Genomic DNA, 15,562 nt, shown 5'->3' on the forward strand with positions numbered 1-15,562 from the left:
GGGGTCAGCGGACCGTCACCCGGATCGTGTGCCAGCCGGTGGCGCCGTCCGGGGCCACCGGCTGCCGGCGCTCCGGCTGGGTCTCGCCGTCGGCGTCGGTCGCCCGTACCTGGAGCACGTGCTCGCCCGGCGTGGCCTCCCACCGCCAGGACCACTGCACCCAGGTGTCCGCCGACACCGCCGGGGCCAGCGTCGCCTGCCGCCAGGGCCCCCCGTCGACCCGCACCTCGACCGACCGGACGCCCCGGTGCTGGGCCCACGCCACCCCCGCCACCGGGATCGTCCCGGCGGTGAGCCGGTTACGCGGCCGGGGCACGTCGATCCGCGACTGGGTCTTCACCGGCCCCTGCGCCGACCAGCCCCGCGGCACCCAGTACGCGTCGAAGTCGGCGAAGCTGGTCAGCTCCAGCTCGGTCACCCACTTGCAGGCCGACACGTAGCCGTACAGGCCCGGCACCACCATCCGCACCGGGAAGCCGTGCTCCACCGGCAGCGGCTCGCCGTTCATCCCCACCGCCAGCAGGGCGTCCCGGCCGTCGCGCAGCACCGCCGTGGGGGTGCCGCAGGTCCAGCCGTCGACCGAACGCCCCACCACCTGGTCCGCGCCCTCCTCCGGGCCCGCCTCGTCGAGCAGATCCCTGATCGGTACGCCCAGCCACCGGGCGTTGCCGATCAGGTCCCCACCCACCTCGTTCGAGACGCAGGCGAGGGTGACGTACCGCTCGACCAGGGGGCGGGCCAGCAGGTCGGCGAAGCTCAGCTCCAGCGGCCTGCGGACCCGGCCGTGGACGCGCAGCCGCCAGGTGTCGGGATCGACCTGCGGCACCACCAGGGCGGTGTCGATCCGGTAGAACCCGAAGTTCGGAGTCACGTAGGAGACGAGCTGGGCGAGGGAGAGGTCGGCCCCGGCCGGCACGGCCGGCGCGGGCGCGGCCGGCGGCGGCAGGACGACGGCCCGGCGGGCGGCCGACACGCTCCGCCGGCCGGCCAGCCAGTGGCCGCCCAGCCCCACGACGACGGCCCCGCCCGCCAGCGCCCCGACGCCGCCGAGAAACCGCCGCCGCCCTTCCTGCTCGACCTCGGCGGCGGGCCGGGGCCAGGGTGAGAGGTCGGGCTGGAGCGGACCGGCCAGCAGCAGCCAGAGCGCCAGCGCCCCGAGGCCCGCCCCCACCAGCGCGGGCAGCGCGTCGAACGCGTCCGCGCCGGCGCGGGTCAGGGCGGCGGCCACCCCGAGGGCGGCGAAGGCCGCGATCCCGGCCAGCCCGGCCCCCAGGCGCCGCGCCGCGAGCACCCCGAACAGCGCCGCGCAGGCCGCCAGCAGCAGCGCCGTCCCGACCAGCAGGGCGGTCTTGTCGTACGTGCCGAAGGCGGCGATGCCGAACTGCTTGACCGGCTCGGGAACGGTGTCGACCACGAGCCCCCCGACCGCGACCAGCGGCGCCGACCGGGGGCCGGTCAGTACCGCCACCGGCTCGGCCGCACCGATCGCCACGGCGGCGGCGACGACCCCGGCCAGCGCGGCGTACCCGCGCGACGTGCTCCCCATGGCGTCAGTCTCGTCGATCCACCCGCTCGGGCGACACCCCGTCGGCACCCGTCCCGGGCCCGAACGGCGTGAAGGGCACGCCGTCGGACGACGGCGTGCCCTTCGACGGTGTCGTACGGCGTGGGTCAGAAGCCCGGGCCGTGCTGGTGGCCGTGGCCGTGGCCGTGGCCCCCGGCGGCGGCCGGCGCCGGCTTCTCCGGCTTGTCCACCACCAGGCTCTCGGTGGTGAGCAGCAGGCCGGCGATCGACGCGGCGTTGGAGACCGCGTTGCGGGTCACCTTCACCGGGTCGAGGATGCCGGACTTGACCAAGTCGACGTACCCGCCGCTGGCGGCGTCGAGGCCGTTGCCCCACTCCTGGCCGGCGACCTTCTGCACCACCACGTAGCCGTCGTGGCCGGCGTTCTGGGCGATCCAGCGCAGCGGCTCGACGAGCGCCTTGCGCACGATCGAGACGCCGACCTTCTCGTCACCGGTGAAGCCGAGGTCGTCGTCGAGCACCGGCACGATCTGCGCCAGGGCGGCACCGCCGCCGGGCACCGTACCCTCCTCGACCGCGGCCTTGGTCGCGGCGATCGCGTCCTCGATGCGGTGCTTGCGCTCCTTCATCTCGACCTCGGTCGCCGCGCCCACCTTGATGACCGCGACGCCGCCGGAGAGCTTCGCCAGCCGCTCGGAGAGCTTCTCCCGGTCCCACTCGGAGTCCGAGGCCTCGATCTCCTTGCGGATCTGGGCCACCCGGTCGGCGACCTCGCTCGCCTGGCCGCCACCGTCGACGACCGTGGTGTTCTCCTTGTCCACCACGACGCGACGGGCGGTGCCGAGCACCTCCACACCGACCTGGTCGAGCTTGTAGCCCAGCTCCGGGGCGATCAGCTCGGCACCGGTCAGGATCGCCATGTCCTGGAGCATCGCCTTGCGGCGGTCGCCGAAGCCCGGGCCTTGACCGCGCAAACCTTGAGGGTCTTGCGGATCGCGTTGACCACCAGGGTGGACAGCGCCTGACCTTCGACGTCCTCGGCGATGATCAGCAGCGGCTTGCTGTCCTGGAGGACCTTCTCCAGCAGCGGCAGCAGCTCCTCGATCGCCGAGATCTTCTGCGTGGTGATCAGGATGTACGGGTCCTCCAGGACCGCCTCCTGCGACTCCACGTCGGTGACGAAGTTCGGGGAGATGAAGCCCTTGTCGAACTGGAGACCCTCGGTCACGTCCAGCTCGGTGGTGAGGGCCGAACCCTCCTCGACGGTGATGACGCCGTCGCGGCCGACCTTCTCCATCGCCTCGGCAATCAGCTCGCCGATGGTGGCGTCCTGCGCGGAGATCGTCGCTACGTGCGCGATCGACTCCTTGCCGGCGACCTCGACGGCCCGGCCCAGCAGGGCCTCGGAGACCTTGGCGGCGGCCGCGTCGATGCCGCGCTTGAGGCCGGCGGGGTTGGCCCCGGCGGTCACGTTGCGCAGGCCCTCGCGGACCATCGCCTGGGCGAGCACGGTCGCGGTGGTGGTCCCGTCGCCGGCGACGTCGTTGGTCTTCGTCGCCACCTCCTTGACCAGCTGCGCGCCGAGGTTCTCGTACGGGTTGGTGAGCTCGATCTCCTTGGCGATGGTCACGCCGTCGTTGGTGATCGTGGGCGCACCGAATTTCTTGTCCAGGACGACGTTGCGCCCGCGCGGGCCGAGGGTGACCTTGACCGCGTCCGCGAGGGCGTTGACACCGTGCTCCAGCAGGTGCCGGGCGTCGTCCGAGAAGCTCAGGATCTTCGCCATCTGTATCCCTTCGAAGCGACGCTGCCCCGGCCCGGCGAGCCGGACCGGGGCAACGACACTGATCGGTTGCTTACTTCTCGATGACCGCGAGGACGTCGCGGGCGGAGAGCACCAGGTACTCCTCGCCGGCGTACTTGACCTCGGTGCCGCCGTACTTCGAGTAGATGACGGTGTCGCCGACCTTGACGTCAACCGGGATCCGGTTGCCCTTCTCGTCGACGCGGCCCGGGCCGACAGCGAGGACGGTGCCCTCCTGCGGCTTCTCCTTGGCGGTGTCGGGGATCACGATGCCCGACGCCGTGGTGGTCTCAGCCTCGTTCGCCTGGACCAGGATCCGGTCCTCGAGCGGCTTGATCGCAACCTTGGTCGCGGTAGTCACGGGCATACCCTCCTGGGGTACTTGGTTTCGTTGCCGGTCAGCATGCCGACCGGCGTCAATCTGCCACATGCCACCGGGCGGGGCCGTCGTCGCGGGTGCCGGTCCGCCTGGCGCTCAACCCCCGGGCACCAGGGCCCGGGCGTTGGCACCCTCAGGGTGAGAGTGCTAATCGCAGGTTATTCCTCGGCTAGCACTCCGTCAAGGAGAGTGCCAACTGCCATCGTCGTGTCGCGCCTCGACCGGGCCGGCACAGGGGCGCCGGCGCCCCTGTGGAGCTGCCCGCAGGAACGGGGCACGGTCGCCGGTCGCCACACTTCCGCCACTCGTTACCGCAACACGCCGGGAGCGCCTCGCCACGCCACGCCCAACTCCCTAACGTCCCTCGGGTTCCGCACCCCATGCCGAGGAAGGGAATACCGAGTGTCACGGATACCCACCCTGACGTTGCTGCGCGACCAGCTACGCCGGGCGCGCCAGGCGCGCGGGCTCAGCCAGGAGGAGCTGGGCAAGCTGGTCAGCTACTCGCCGTCGTACGTGAGCGCGGTCGAGACCGGGCAGAGCCCGGCCCGGCCGGACTACCTGGCCCGGATCGACACGGCGCTGGACACCGGCGGCCTCTTCATCGCCATGCTGGAGCTGATCCGGTTCCACGCCGCGCCGGAATGGTTCCGCCCGTGGGACGAGAACGAACGGGAGGCGACGGCGCTGCGCTGGTACGACCCGACCGTGGTTCCCGGCCTGCTCCAGACCGAGGGATACGCGCGGGCGATGCTCGCCCTGAGCGGGGAGCTGACCGCCGAGGAGGTCGAGACGCGGGTGGTGACCCGGCTCGCCCGGCAGGAGGTGCTGACCGCCACCCCGCGCCCGCAGTTCGTCGCGGTGCTGGAGGAGCACACGCTGCGCCGGCAGGTCGGCGACCGCGCCGTCATGCGCGAGCAGCTCCAGCACCTGCTGGCCGTCGGCGCCGAGCCGCACGTGCACGTCCGGGTCGTGCCGGCCGACGCCCCCTGGCACAACGGGCTCAACGGCCCCTTCATCCTGGCCCGGCTCGGCAGCGGCGCGGAGCTGGCCCACCTCGACAACCAGCTCCGGGGCCAGACCGTCGACAGTCCGAGCGACGTTGCCGCCCTGGAGCGGCGCTGGGAGACTGTGACGGGTGAGGCGCTGCCACGCCGGCAGTCCGCCCGACTCATCGAGGAAGTGGCGCAGACATGGACCTGACCCGAGCCACCTGGCGCAAGGCGTCCCGCAGCAACAGCAACGGCGGCGCCTGCGTCGAGGTCGCCGACAACCTGCCCGGCGTCGTCGCCGTCCGCGACAGCAAGGACCCGACCGGGCCGGCGCTCACCTTCACCCCCGCGAGCTGGCGCGCCTTCGTCGCCGACACCCGCGCCCGCTGACGCCGCCGTCCGAGGCGAGCCGGCCGAACTCGTCCCCACCGACCAACTGACAGCCCCGCCGCGCCGACACCACCGTCCGGGCGGCGCGGCGGGGCCGGGACAATGGCCGCGTGGATCTCGACCAGCTCGCCGCGCTGCGTACCCCCGAGGGGTCGGCCGCGCTCGCGGCGGCCACCGAGGTGGCCGGCGGCGATCCGCTGGCGGCGGCGGCCGCGCTCCGCTCCGCCGGGGTGCCCGCCGGGCTGGCCGCCGCCGCGCTGACCCAGGCCGAGCTGCGCCGCCGCGCGGCGGCCAAGTTCGGCCCGACCGCCGCCGGCATGTTCCTCACCCGGGCGGGGCTGGAGCAGGCCACCCGGGGGGTGGTGTCGGCCCGGCGGGCGCGGCGGCTGCGCGCCGCCGGGGTGCGCACCCTCGCCGACCTGGGCTGCGGCCTCGGCGCGGACGCGCTCGCCGCCGCCCGCGCCGGCATCCGCGTGTACGGGGTGGAGGCCGACCCGCTCACCGCCGCGATGGCCGCCGCGAACGCCGAGGCCGCCGGGCTGGCCGAACTGTTCACCGTGGAGTGCGGCGACGCCACGGAGTTCGACGTGTCCCGGGTCGACGCCGTCTTCTGCGACCCGGCCCGCCGCCGGGCCGGCACCGGCCGGCGGATCTTCGACCCGAACGCCTACTCGCCGCCGTGGGACTTCGTCGTCGGGCTGGCCGAGCGGGTGCCGCACACGGTGGTGAAGGTCGCCCCCGGCCTGGACCACGCGCTCATCCCGGCCGGCGCGGAGGCCGAGTGGGTGAGTGTGGACGGCGACCTGGTCGAGGCCGCACTCTGGTGCGGCCGGCTCGCCGAGGTCCCCCGCCGCGCGACGCTGCTGCACGGCGACGCCGCACACGTGTTGACCGGTGGTGGCGCGGCGGAGGCGCCGGTCGGCCCGGTACGGCGGTACGTGTACGACCCCGACGCGGCCGTGGTCCGCGCCCACCTGGTCGCCGAGCTGGCCGCCGCCCTCGGCGCGACACTGGCCGACCCGACCATCGCCTACCTGTACGCCGACGCCCCGGCCGCGACGCCGTTCGCCCGCTGCCTGGAGATCACCGACGTGCTGCCGTTCTCGCTGAAGCGACTGCGGGCCCTGCTGCGCGAGCGGCGGGTGGGCCGGGTCGAGATCCGCAAGCGCGGCTCGGCGCTGGAGCCGGAGCGGCTGCGGCGGGACCTGCGGCTGGCCGGCCCGGAGCCGGCGAGCCTGGTGCTGACCCGGGTCGCCGACGCGCCCACCGTGCTGGTCTGCCGCCCGGTGTGAAAGTCCGTTAGCTTGTCGGCATGGCGGGACAGGGCACTCCGGCGACGGCGCTGCTGACGAGGCGCAAGATCGCGCACAGCACCCACCCGTACGACGTCTCGCCGGACGCCCCGAACTACGGCGCGCTCGTCGCGGCGGCCCTGGGGGTGCCCCCGGAGCGGGTGTTCAAGTCCCTGGTCACCGAGGTCGACGGGGCGCTCGCCGTGGCGGTGGTGCCGGTGACCGGCGAGCTGGACCTCAAGGCCATGGCCGCCGCGCTGGGCGGCAAGCGGGCGACGATGGCCGACCGGGCCGTCGCCGAGCGGGCCACCGGATACGTCCGCGGCGGGATCAGCCCGCTCGGCCAGCGCAAGCGCCTGCCCACGGTGCTCGACTCCTCCGCGCTGGCCCACGACACGATCTACGTCTCCGCCGGCCGCCGGGGCCTCCAGCTCCAGCTCTCCCCCGCCGACCTGGTCGCCCTCACCGACGCGGCGACCGCCCTGCTGGCCGCCCGCTGAGCGCCGGCGCCCGCGCACCCTCGCCAGTTCCGTCCCCCTCGAAAGGAACCGTGCACATGCGCAGAGGGATCCTCACCGTCGCCGCGGCCGGCCTGCTGACCGCCGGCAGCTTGACCGCCTGCGGCGGGGACTCCGGCGGCGCCGCGGCCGGCCGGCCGAAGCCGAAGATCGGCGTCATCCTGCCGGACAGCGGCTCGTCGAACCGGTGGGAGACGGCGGACCGCAGGTACCTGGCGGCCGCGTTCAATGCCGCCGGGGTGGACTACGACATCCAGAACGCCCAGAACGACAAGGCGCGGTTCGTCACCATCGCGGAGCAGATGATCACCAACGGCGTGACGGCGCTGATGATCACCAACCTCGACTCGGGCACCGGCAAGACCGTGCTGGACAAGGCCACCCAGAAGGGCGTCGCGACGATCGACTACGACCGGCCCACCCTCGGCGGCTCGGCCCAGTACTACGTCAGCTTCGACAACGTCGCCGTCGGCCGGCTCCAGGGGGAGGGCCTGGTCAGGTGCCTGACCGACAAGGGCGTACGGAATCCGGTGGTCGCCGCGTTGAACGGCGCGCCGACCGACAACAACGCCGCCCAGCTCAAGGAGGGCTACGACTCGGTCCTCGGCCCGAAGTACGCCGCCGGGGGCTACGTCAAGGGCCCCGACCAGCCCGTGCCGGAATGGAACAACACCGTCGGCGGCACCATCTTCGAGCAGATGCTGACCCAGACCGGCGGCCGGATCGACGGCGTCCTCGCGGCCAACGACGGGCTGGCCAACGCGGTCATCTCGGTGCTGGCGAAGAACAAGCTCAACGGCAGGATCCCGGTGACCGGGCAGGACGCCGACGCGCAGGCGCTGCAACACATCCTCTCCGGCGACCAGTGCATGACCGTGTACAAGCCCATCAGGCAGCAGGCGGAGGCCGCCGCCGCGCTGGCGATCGCGCTGGCCAGGGGCGAACGGAAGAAGGTCGACCAGGTCTTCCGGGATCCCGAGGGCAACCGCGACGTGCCGGCGGTGCTGCTGGCCGCGCACCCGATCACCAGGGAGGCGGTGAAGAACGTGATCGCGGACGGCTACGTCAGCAAGGACGCCGTCTGCGCCGGGAGGTACGCGGCGCTCTGCGACTCGGCCGGCGTGAGCTGAGCCGCCGACCCGGACGCTCGCGGCCGCCGACCCGGACGCTCACGGCCGCCGACCCGGACGCTCACGGCCGCCGACCCGGACGCTCACGGCCGCCGACCCGGACGCTCACGCGAAGGAGAACCCTTGTCCGAGACCCCCCTGCTGGAACTGCGCGGAGTCGACAAGAGCTTCGGCCCCGTGCAGGTGCTTCGCGACGTCGCCTTCTCCGTCCACCCGGGCCAGGTGACCGCGCTCGTCGGCGACAACGGCGCCGGGAAGTCGACGCTGGTCAAGTGCATCAGCGGCATCCACGCCACCGACGCCGGCGAGTTCTTCTTCGAGGGGCGGCCGGTGACCGTCAACGGCCCCCGGGACGCCGCCGGCCTGGGCATCGAGGTGGTGTACCAGGATCTCGCCCTCTGCGACAATCTCGACATCGTGCAGAACATGTTCCTCGGCCGGGAGCGGCGCCGTTCGGGCCTGGTGCTCGACGAGGCGGCCATGGAGGAACTGGCCGCCGAGACGCTGGCCGCTCTGTCGGTGCGGACGATCGGCTCGCTGCGGCAGCACGTCTCCGCGCTCTCCGGCGGGCAGCGCCAGACCGTGGCGATCGCCAAGGCCGTGCTGTGGAACAGCAAACTGGTCATCCTCGACGAGCCGACCGCCGCGCTCGGCATGGCCCAGACCGCCCAGGTGCTCGAACTGGTCCGGCGGCTGGCCGACAACGGGCTCGCCGTGGTGCTCATCTCGCACAACATGAACGACGTCTTCGCCATCTCCGACCGGATCGCGGCCCTCTACCTCGGTCAGATGGTCGCCCAGGTCGGCACCGCGGAGGTCACGCACGCCCAGGTGGTCGAGCTGATCACGTCGGGGCGCAGCGGCAGGCTCGGCAGGACCACCGACGGGTACGGCGGCACCGGGACAGCGGGGGCCGGGGAATGACGACTCCGACGAAGACGGCCCGTCGCCGGCCGGCGGGCGCCGCCCCGCCGCCCTCCATCGGCAGCCATTTCCAGGGCTACCTCGCCCGGCTGCGGGGCGGGGACATGGGCGCGCTGCCGGTCCTGCTCGGCCTGCTCGTGCTCTGCGCATTCTTCTCGATCATCCGGCCCAATTTCCTCACCGCCGGCAACTTCGCCAACCTGTTCACCCAGGGGGCGGCCGTCGTACTGATCGCGATGGGCCTGGTGTTCGTCCTGTTGGTGGGCGAGATCGACCTCTCCGCCGGGTTCGCCAGCGGGGTCTGCGCGGCGGTGCTGGCCAACCTGCTGACGCTGCAGGGCCAGCCCTGGTACGTGGCCACCCTCGCCGCCATCGCCACGGGCGCCCTGATCGGCCTGGTGCTCGGCTTCCTGGTGGCGAAGGTCGGGATACCGTCCTTCGTGGTCACGCTCGCGGCGTTCCTCGCCTTCCAGGGCGTGATGCTGCTGCTGATCAAGGGCGGCACGAACGTGCCGGTCCAGGCGGCGCCCATCGTCGCCATCGAGAACAGGTACCTGCCACCGCTGGTCGGTTGGCTGCTGGCCGCCGTGGCCGTGACCGGCTACGCCGCCGCGCAGCTGCTGCGCCACCGCGACCGCTCCGCGCGGGGGCTGGTGACCGACCCGCTGTCGGTGGTGCTGCTCCGGATCGGCGGGCTCGCCGCCGTCCTGGGCGCGGGCGTGTACGTGCTCAACCTGGAGCGCAGCCTCAACGCCCTGATCAGCTCCAACCGCGGCATGCCGGTGGTCGTACCGTTGCTCGGCGTGCTGGGCGTCGCGCTGACGTTCCTGCTGTCCCGCACCGCGTACGGGCGGCACGTGTACGCGGTCGGCGGCAACCGGGAGGCGGCCCGCCGGGCGGGCATCGACGTGGACCGCATCCGCATCTCGGTCTTCGTGATCTGCTCGTCGATGGCGGCGGTCGGCGGCATCGTGGCGGCCAGCCGGTTCAGCTCCGTCGACGCCAACACCGGCGGCAGCGACGTGCTGCTCTACGCGGTCGGCGCGGCCGTGATCGGCGGCACCAGCCTCTTCGGCGGCAAGGGCCGGGTGATGGACGCGGTGCTCGGCGGGGCCGTGGTGGCGGTGATCGACAACGGCATGGGCCTGCTGGACGCGAGCTCCGGCGTGAAGTACGTCTTCACCGGGTTCGTGCTGCTGCTGGCCGCCGGGGTCGACGCGCTCACCCGGCGTCGCGTCGCCACCGGGAACCGCTGAGCACGCCATGCGCGCCGGGCCGAGCCAGGAGGAGATCCGCCGCCAGAACCTGGGGGCGTTGCTCCGCTACGTCCACATCCACGGCGCGACCTCGCGGGCCGAGCTGACCTCCGCCCTCGGCCTCAACCGCAGCACCATCGGGGCGCTGACCGCCGACCTCGCCAACGCCGGCCTGGTCAGCGAGGGAGCGCCGAAGGAGACCGGACGGGCGGGCCGCCCCTCGCCGGTCGTCCAGCCCGAGTGGGACCGCGTCCACGCGTACGCGTTCAGCATCGAGGTGGACCGGCTGCGGGTCGCCCGGATCGGCCTCGGCGGGGCCGTACTCGACCGCCGTGAGGTGACCCGGCCGCGCGGGCTGGTGGCCGCGGAGGCCGTCCCGCTGCTGACCGGGGCCCTCAAGGAGATGCGGGAGGCGGTGCCGGCCGGCACGATCTGCGTCGGCGCCGGGATCGCCGTCTGCGGGGTCGTCCGCCGCGCCGACGGCATGGTCCGGCTGAGCCCGCACACCGGCTGGGTGGACGAGCCGCTCGGGGCCACCCTGGCGGCCGAACTGGGTGCCGGGGCGACGGTGACGGTGGGCAACGTCGCCGACGTGTGCGCCTTCGCCGAGCACGCCCGGGGCGCGGCGGCCGGCTGCGACAACGTCCTCTACCTGTACGGGGACGTGGGCGTCGGCGCCGGCATCATCGCGGGCGGCCGGCGGCTGACCGGGCACGGCGGGTACGGCGGCGAGGTCGGCCACATGGTCGTCAACCGGGACGGGGCGCCCTGCGAGTGCGGCTCGCGCGGCTGCTGGGAGACCGAGATCGGCGAGTACGCCCTGCTGCGCGGGTCGGGCCGGGCGGCGGCCCACGGCCGGGAGGCGGTGCTCGCGGTCTTCGACGCCGCCAGCCGGGGCGACGCGCGGGCCCAGGCGGCGGTACGCCAGGCCGGCGACTGGCTCGGCTTCGGCGTGGGCAACCTGGTCAACATCTTCAACCCCGAGATGGTGATCTTCGGCGGGACGCTGCGGGACCTCTACCTCGCGGGGGCGGCCCAGGTGCGCAGCCGGCTCAACTCGGTGGCGCTGCCGGCCTGCCTGGAGCACGTCCGGCTGCGCACCCCATCGCTGGGTGACGACGCGGTCCTGATCGGCGCGGCCGAGCTGGCCTTCGATCGGCTGCTCGCCGACCCGCTGGACGCGGCCTGACGGGGACACCGGCCCGGTCGCGGGGCCGGTCCGGCGTCGTTGTCGGCGAGCGTGCCGATGAAGACGTGGTGCTCCTGGGTGACCAGCGCGACGTGCCGGCGCAGCTCGGCCAGGGGCAGCGCGTCCTTCGAGGGGGGAGATCATCGGCCGCAGCGGTGGGGCTAGGCTTTCGCCCGGATCTGCACCATCGACTGGGGACCGAGGTGTCCGACGTGACCGACCGACACGACCGACCGGGCGACCTGGTGGGCCGCTTCACCAGCGCGCGGGGGTCGGCGCAGGAATGGGACGGGCTCGTCCGCGTCGAGGTGGACGGCACCGGCGACCTGCTCGCCCTCGACCTGGATCCGCGCGTCATGCGGTACCCGGCGGCCGACCTGTCAGCGGCCATCCAGTCGGCGTTCCGGGCGGCCCGGGCCGAGGTGCAGGCGGCCCTTCAGGACCAGCTCGCCGCCTCGCCGGTACGGCTGCCGGACGGGCTCGGTCCGCTGCTGGACGACGTCGGCTTCGGCACGCAACGCCGGCTCGACGACATCACCGCCGCCGCGCAGCAGATCGCGGACCGACTGGACCGGCTCGGCTGAGGAACGGAACCGCGACGATGAAGCCGATGCACACCGAGCCCGAGGTGCTGGCCGGGGCGGCGCAGGCCGTCGCCGGCGCGGCGGTCGAGCTGGAGGGCGAGCTGTCCGCGCTGGAGAGCACGGTGACCACCGACAACCCGTGGGGCGCCGACGAGCCCGGTACCCTCTTCGGGGCCGCGTACACGGAGGTCCTCTCGCACGCGCTGGAAACCTACGGGTCGCACGTGCAACTGCTGCTCACGGCCGCCGAGGGGTTGTCCGACTGGGCGCAGCAGGTGGTCGAGACCGACCTGGCCGCCAGCGAGCTGTTCACCGGGCTGCACGGTCGGCTGGGGGCCTGAGCGTGGGCCTGGAGCTTCCCGCCGAGCTGACCGAGCCGCTGAGCTGGATCGGCCTGGAGTGGCCGCAGGCGGACGAGGAACTGCTGTTCGCCGCCGGGCAGCAGTGGCTGGCCTTCGGGATGCGGTTGCAGGGCGCCGCCGAGCGGGCGAACAGCGCGGCCGACGCGGTCTGCCAGCACAACACCGGCGACACGGTGGACGCGTTCCAGCAGTGGTGGAACCGCGACGACGGCCCGCGGCTGCGGCTGCTGGAGGACGCGATCGCGGCCCAGCTCATCGGCGCCGTCCTGATGATCTTCGCGGCGATGACGCTGGCCCTGAAGATCGCCTTCATCGTCCAGCTGATCATCCTGCTGGTGCAGGTGACCATGGCCATCGCGGCAGCCGTCGCCACCTTCGGCGCCTCCACCGCCACCGTGCCCGGGTTCGTCGCCGCCACCCGGATCATCTGCCAACGCCTGGTCAAACAGATCGTCAAACAGGTGCAGACGCTGCTCAGGCGCATCCTGGAGCAGGCCAAGCGGCTGCTGAAACTGGCCCGCAAGGTCGGCGCCAAGCGGGCCGCCCGCAAGGTCGAGCGGCAGATCGCCAACGACCTCAAGCGCGTCAACCCGAAGTTCGACACCAGCACCCCCGACTACTCGGCGAACTGCACCCACTGCGTGCAGACGTACGAGCTGCGGCGGCGGGGCATCGACGTCGAGGCGACGCCGCTGCCGAAGCCGTACCATCCCTACGGCGGCCGGCCGCTGGCCGACATCGAGAACACCTGGGGCCGCAAGTTCACCTCCGGCGGCCAGGGCGACATCGAGAAGGCGTTCGAAAACTTCGGCCCCGGCTCCCGGGGCGTCGTCGCCATCCAGTGGAAGAACGGCGGCGGCCACGTGTTCAACGTGGAGAACGTCGGCGGCAAGGTGCGCTTCGTCGACGGCCAGAACGCCGGCCGGGAGGTGTCCAGCTACTTCGGGCAGGGGCACGGCACCTCGTACGTGCGGCTCGACGACATCCCCATGCCCGGCGGTCTCACCCAGTTCACGCGACCCCCCGGATAGGATCACGCGTCATGGCTGTCACCTACGAACAGGCCCGGGAGATCGTGCGCCGGGCCACGGAGTCCGACTGGCCGGTCGGCACCTACTGCCTCGACGACCGGAACATCGTCGAGAACGACGCGTTCTACGTGTTCCAGGTCGGCGCTCGGGAGTTCCTGGTGGACGGCGACATGTCGTACGCCATGGCCGGCTCCGTCCCGGTGGTGCACAAGGCCGACGGCCGGCTGGAGTTCGTCCCGTCGTTCCAGGTCGGCACCGACCCGTCGATCCGCAACCGGCCGAACCCGGCCCCCACGCTGCGGGCCTGAACCCTCGACCGGCCGCCGGCGCTCACCTGTCGACCTGGGTGAAGTCCCAGGCGTGCGGCGGCCGGGCGACCAGGGTCGGCGGTGGGTCCGGCAGCGACCGTGGGCTGCTCCGCCACTTCGAGATCACCACCACCCGGTGGTCGGTCGAGCTGAACACCTCGCTGGACAGGTGCAGCGGGTCGTGCTCGAACTCCGGCAGCGCGGTCTCGCAGACCCAGGTGATCAGGTCTGCGAAGCCGTACGGCTCCGCCCGCGCCTCCCACATCCGTACGATCACGTCGTCCCTCCCCACCCGAGACGTCAGACGCTGACGGTGGTCAGCGGCAGGGCCGAGTCGGCCGGCAGGTCGAGCCGGCTCGGCGCGACGCCGGACGCGACCAGGTGCGAGCCGAGCGCCGCCACCATGGCCCCGTTGTCGGTGCACAGCCCCGGCCGGGGCACCCGGACCCGGACGCCGAGCTTCGCCGCCCGGTGCTCCGCCAGCGCCCGCAGCCGCGAGTTCGCGGCCACTCCCCCGCCGATCACCAGCGTCTCCACCCCGTGCGCCTGGCACGCGGCCAGCGCCTTGGCGGTGAGCACGTCGCAGACCGCCTCCTGGAACGACGCGGCGACGTCGGCCACCGGCACCGGCTCGCCCGCCCGCTCCCGGGCCTCCACCCAGCGCGCCACCGCCGTCTTCAGCCCGGAGAAGGAGAAGTCGTACCGGTGGGCGGCGAGGTCCCTGGCGGCGGTCAGCCCGCGCGGGAAGCCGATGGCGGCGGCGTCGCCGGCCCGGGCCTCCCGGTCGATGTGCGGCCCGCCGGGGAACGGCAGGCCGAGCAGCCGGGCCACCTTGTCGAACGCCTCCCCGGCCGCGTCGTCGATCGTCGCGCCGAGCGGGGTCACGCCCCGGGCCAGGTCGTCGACGAGCAGCAGGGACGAGTGGCCGCCGGAGACGAGCAGGGCCACCGCCGGCTGGGGCAGCGGGCCGTGTTCCAGGGCGTCCACGGCGACGTGGGCGGCCAGGTGGTTCACCCCGTACACGGGCTTCTCGGCGGCCAGCGCGTACCCCTTGGCGGCGGCGACGCCGACCAGCAGCGCGCCCGCCAGCCCAGGCCCGGCGGTCACCGCGATCGCGTCGATGTCGGCGATGGTCACCCCCGCCTCGGCCAGCGCCCGGTCCATCGTCGGCACGATGGCCTCCAGGTGGGCCCGGCTGGCCACCTCGGGCACCACCCCGCCGAACCGGGCGTGCTCCTGCACGCTGGAGGCGAGCGCGTCGGCCAGCAGGGTGTGCCCGCGCACGATGCCGACCCCGGTCTCGTCGCACGAGGTCTCGATGCCGAGGATCAGTGGTTCGTCAGCCATGGTCGTCCTGACTCCGTCGCATGACCAGCGCGTCGGTGTTGCTCGGTTGGTAGTAGCCGCGGCGCACGCCGATCGGCTCGAAGCCGTACGTCGCGTAGAGCCGCTGGGCGGGGGCGTTGTCCGCCGCGACCTCCAGCAGGGTGTGCCGCGCGCCGCGGCGGGCCGCCTCCGCGAGCAGCGCCTCCAGCAGTACCCGGCCGACGCCGCGCCGCTGGGCGTCCCGGCGGACCGCGATGTTCTGCACCCACGCCTCGTCCGGTGGCGCCACCACCAGCCCGGCGTAGCCGAGCACGCCGCCGCCATCGTCGGCGCCATCGGCGCCGAGGGCGACCAGGTAGAAGTGCCCGTTGGCCAGCTCGTTCCAGAACATCGCGGCCGACCACCGCTCGGCGCCGAACAGGTCCGCCTCGATCGGCAGCACCTGCTCGACGTGCCACCAGCGGAACCGCTCCAGCCGCACCCCGGCGGGGATCACGGCGCCACTTCGGTTGGCGGCGGAACCTCGGTTCGCGGCTGCGGGGCCCGCAAACC

At 73.4% G+C, this 15,562-nt stretch carries 17 protein-coding genes and 1 pseudogene; 12 read left to right on the top strand and 6 right to left on the bottom strand.

The window, feature by feature from the left end; translation table 11 throughout:
* Window positions 1–4 precede the first annotated feature (4 nt).
* The 3 genes and pseudogenes from JD77_RS07320 to groES form a co-directional block, all read right to left on the bottom strand.
* A complete protein-coding gene (locus JD77_RS07320; protein WP_145773610.1) occupies window positions 5–1,546 on the bottom strand; it encodes a sulfite oxidase in 1,542 nt (513 codons plus the stop codon).
* A 125-nt stretch (window positions 1,547–1,671) separates the two neighbouring features.
* Window positions 1,672–3,311, bottom strand: a pseudogene (gene groL, locus JD77_RS07325) (chaperonin GroEL).
* Window positions 3,312–3,381: 70 nt separating this feature from the next.
* Window positions 3,382–3,696 carry a co-chaperone GroES gene (gene groES, locus JD77_RS07330; RefSeq protein WP_145773611.1) on the bottom strand — a complete coding sequence of 105 codons (315 nt, stop codon included), beginning with the start codon at window positions 3,694–3,696 and terminating at the stop codon, window positions 3,382–3,384.
* A 414-nt stretch (window positions 3,697–4,110) separates the two neighbouring features.
* Here groES and JD77_RS07335 point away from each other — a divergent pair, with 414 nt between their 5' ends.
* From JD77_RS07335 to JD77_RS07390, 12 genes are all read left to right on the top strand, one after another.
* Entirely contained in the window at window positions 4,111–4,911 is an 801-nt protein-coding gene (locus JD77_RS07335; RefSeq protein WP_246140560.1) for a helix-turn-helix domain-containing protein, read from the top strand.
* Window positions 4,902–5,090: a DUF397 domain-containing protein gene (locus JD77_RS07340; protein ID WP_145773612.1), complete on the top strand. Its 189-nt coding sequence runs from the start codon at window positions 4,902–4,904 to the stop codon at window positions 5,088–5,090. Before JD77_RS07335 ends, JD77_RS07340 begins: the two co-directional genes overlap by 10 nt.
* 110 nt (window positions 5,091–5,200) lie before the next feature.
* A complete protein-coding gene (locus tag JD77_RS07345; RefSeq protein WP_145773613.1) occupies window positions 5,201–6,382 on the top strand; it encodes a THUMP-like domain-containing protein in 1,182 nt (393 codons plus the stop codon).
* Between the two features lie 20 nt (window positions 6,383–6,402).
* Complete coding sequence (gene ybaK, locus JD77_RS07350; protein ID WP_145773614.1) at window positions 6,403–6,882, top strand: Cys-tRNA(Pro) deacylase; 480 nt, start codon at window positions 6,403–6,405, stop codon at window positions 6,880–6,882.
* 56 nt (window positions 6,883–6,938) lie between these two features.
* Window positions 6,939–8,030 (top strand): sugar ABC transporter substrate-binding protein, encoded by a 1,092-nt coding sequence (locus JD77_RS07355; RefSeq protein ID WP_145773615.1) that lies wholly within the window; start codon window positions 6,939–6,941, stop codon window positions 8,028–8,030.
* A 123-nt stretch (window positions 8,031–8,153) separates the two neighbouring features.
* Window positions 8,154–8,954 (top strand): ATP-binding cassette domain-containing protein, encoded by an 801-nt coding sequence (locus JD77_RS07360; protein WP_145773616.1) that lies wholly within the window; start codon window positions 8,154–8,156, stop codon window positions 8,952–8,954.
* A gap of 104 nt (window positions 8,955–9,058) precedes the next feature.
* Window positions 9,059–10,210 (top strand): sugar ABC transporter permease, encoded by a 1,152-nt coding sequence (locus tag JD77_RS07365; RefSeq protein WP_387227433.1) that lies wholly within the window; start codon window positions 9,059–9,061, stop codon window positions 10,208–10,210.
* A 7-nt stretch (window positions 10,211–10,217) separates the two neighbouring features.
* Entirely contained in the window at window positions 10,218–11,399 is a 1,182-nt protein-coding gene (locus JD77_RS07370) for an ROK family transcriptional regulator (protein ID WP_145773618.1), read from the top strand.
* Between the two features lie 212 nt (window positions 11,400–11,611).
* Complete coding sequence (locus JD77_RS07375; RefSeq protein WP_170286390.1) at window positions 11,612–11,983, top strand: YbaB/EbfC family nucleoid-associated protein; 372 nt, start codon at window positions 11,612–11,614, stop codon at window positions 11,981–11,983.
* Window positions 11,984–12,009: 26 nt separating this feature from the next.
* On the top strand, window positions 12,010–12,324 hold the full coding sequence (locus JD77_RS07380) for a hypothetical protein (RefSeq protein ID WP_145773620.1): 315 nt from the start codon (window positions 12,010–12,012) through the stop codon (window positions 12,322–12,324).
* A 2-nt stretch (window positions 12,325–12,326) separates the two neighbouring features.
* Window positions 12,327–13,376, top strand: coding sequence for a toxin glutamine deamidase domain-containing protein (locus tag JD77_RS31925; protein ID WP_170286391.1), 1,050 nt, complete (start codon window positions 12,327–12,329; stop codon window positions 13,374–13,376).
* Between the two features lie 11 nt (window positions 13,377–13,387).
* Window positions 13,388–13,684, top strand: a complete 297-nt coding sequence (locus JD77_RS07390; RefSeq protein ID WP_145773621.1) for a hypothetical protein — start codon at window positions 13,388–13,390, stop codon at window positions 13,682–13,684.
* 22 nt (window positions 13,685–13,706) lie between these two features.
* Here the strand turns inward: JD77_RS07390 and JD77_RS07395 are convergent, their stop codons facing one another.
* Genes JD77_RS07395 through rimI form a run of 3 tightly spaced genes read right to left on the bottom strand, consistent with a single transcriptional unit; the run spans window position 13,707 to window position 15,491 of the window.
* Window positions 13,707–13,961 (bottom strand): hypothetical protein, encoded by a 255-nt coding sequence (locus JD77_RS07395; RefSeq protein ID WP_145773622.1) that lies wholly within the window; start codon window positions 13,959–13,961, stop codon window positions 13,707–13,709.
* Between the two features lie 23 nt (window positions 13,962–13,984).
* Window positions 13,985–15,031 carry a tRNA (adenosine(37)-N6)-threonylcarbamoyltransferase complex transferase subunit TsaD gene (gene tsaD / locus JD77_RS07400; RefSeq protein ID WP_145773623.1) on the bottom strand — a complete coding sequence of 349 codons (1,047 nt, stop codon included), beginning with the start codon at window positions 15,029–15,031 and terminating at the stop codon, window positions 13,985–13,987.
* Entirely contained in the window at window positions 15,024–15,491 is a 468-nt protein-coding gene (gene rimI, locus JD77_RS07405) for a ribosomal protein S18-alanine N-acetyltransferase (RefSeq protein WP_145777463.1), read from the bottom strand. Before rimI ends, tsaD begins: the two co-directional genes overlap by 8 nt.
* Between the last annotated feature and the right edge of the window lie 71 nt (window positions 15,492–15,562).

It is taken from the genome of Micromonospora olivasterospora (assembly GCF_007830265.1).
GTDB lineage: Bacteria > Actinomycetota > Actinomycetes > Mycobacteriales > Micromonosporaceae > Micromonospora > Micromonospora olivasterospora.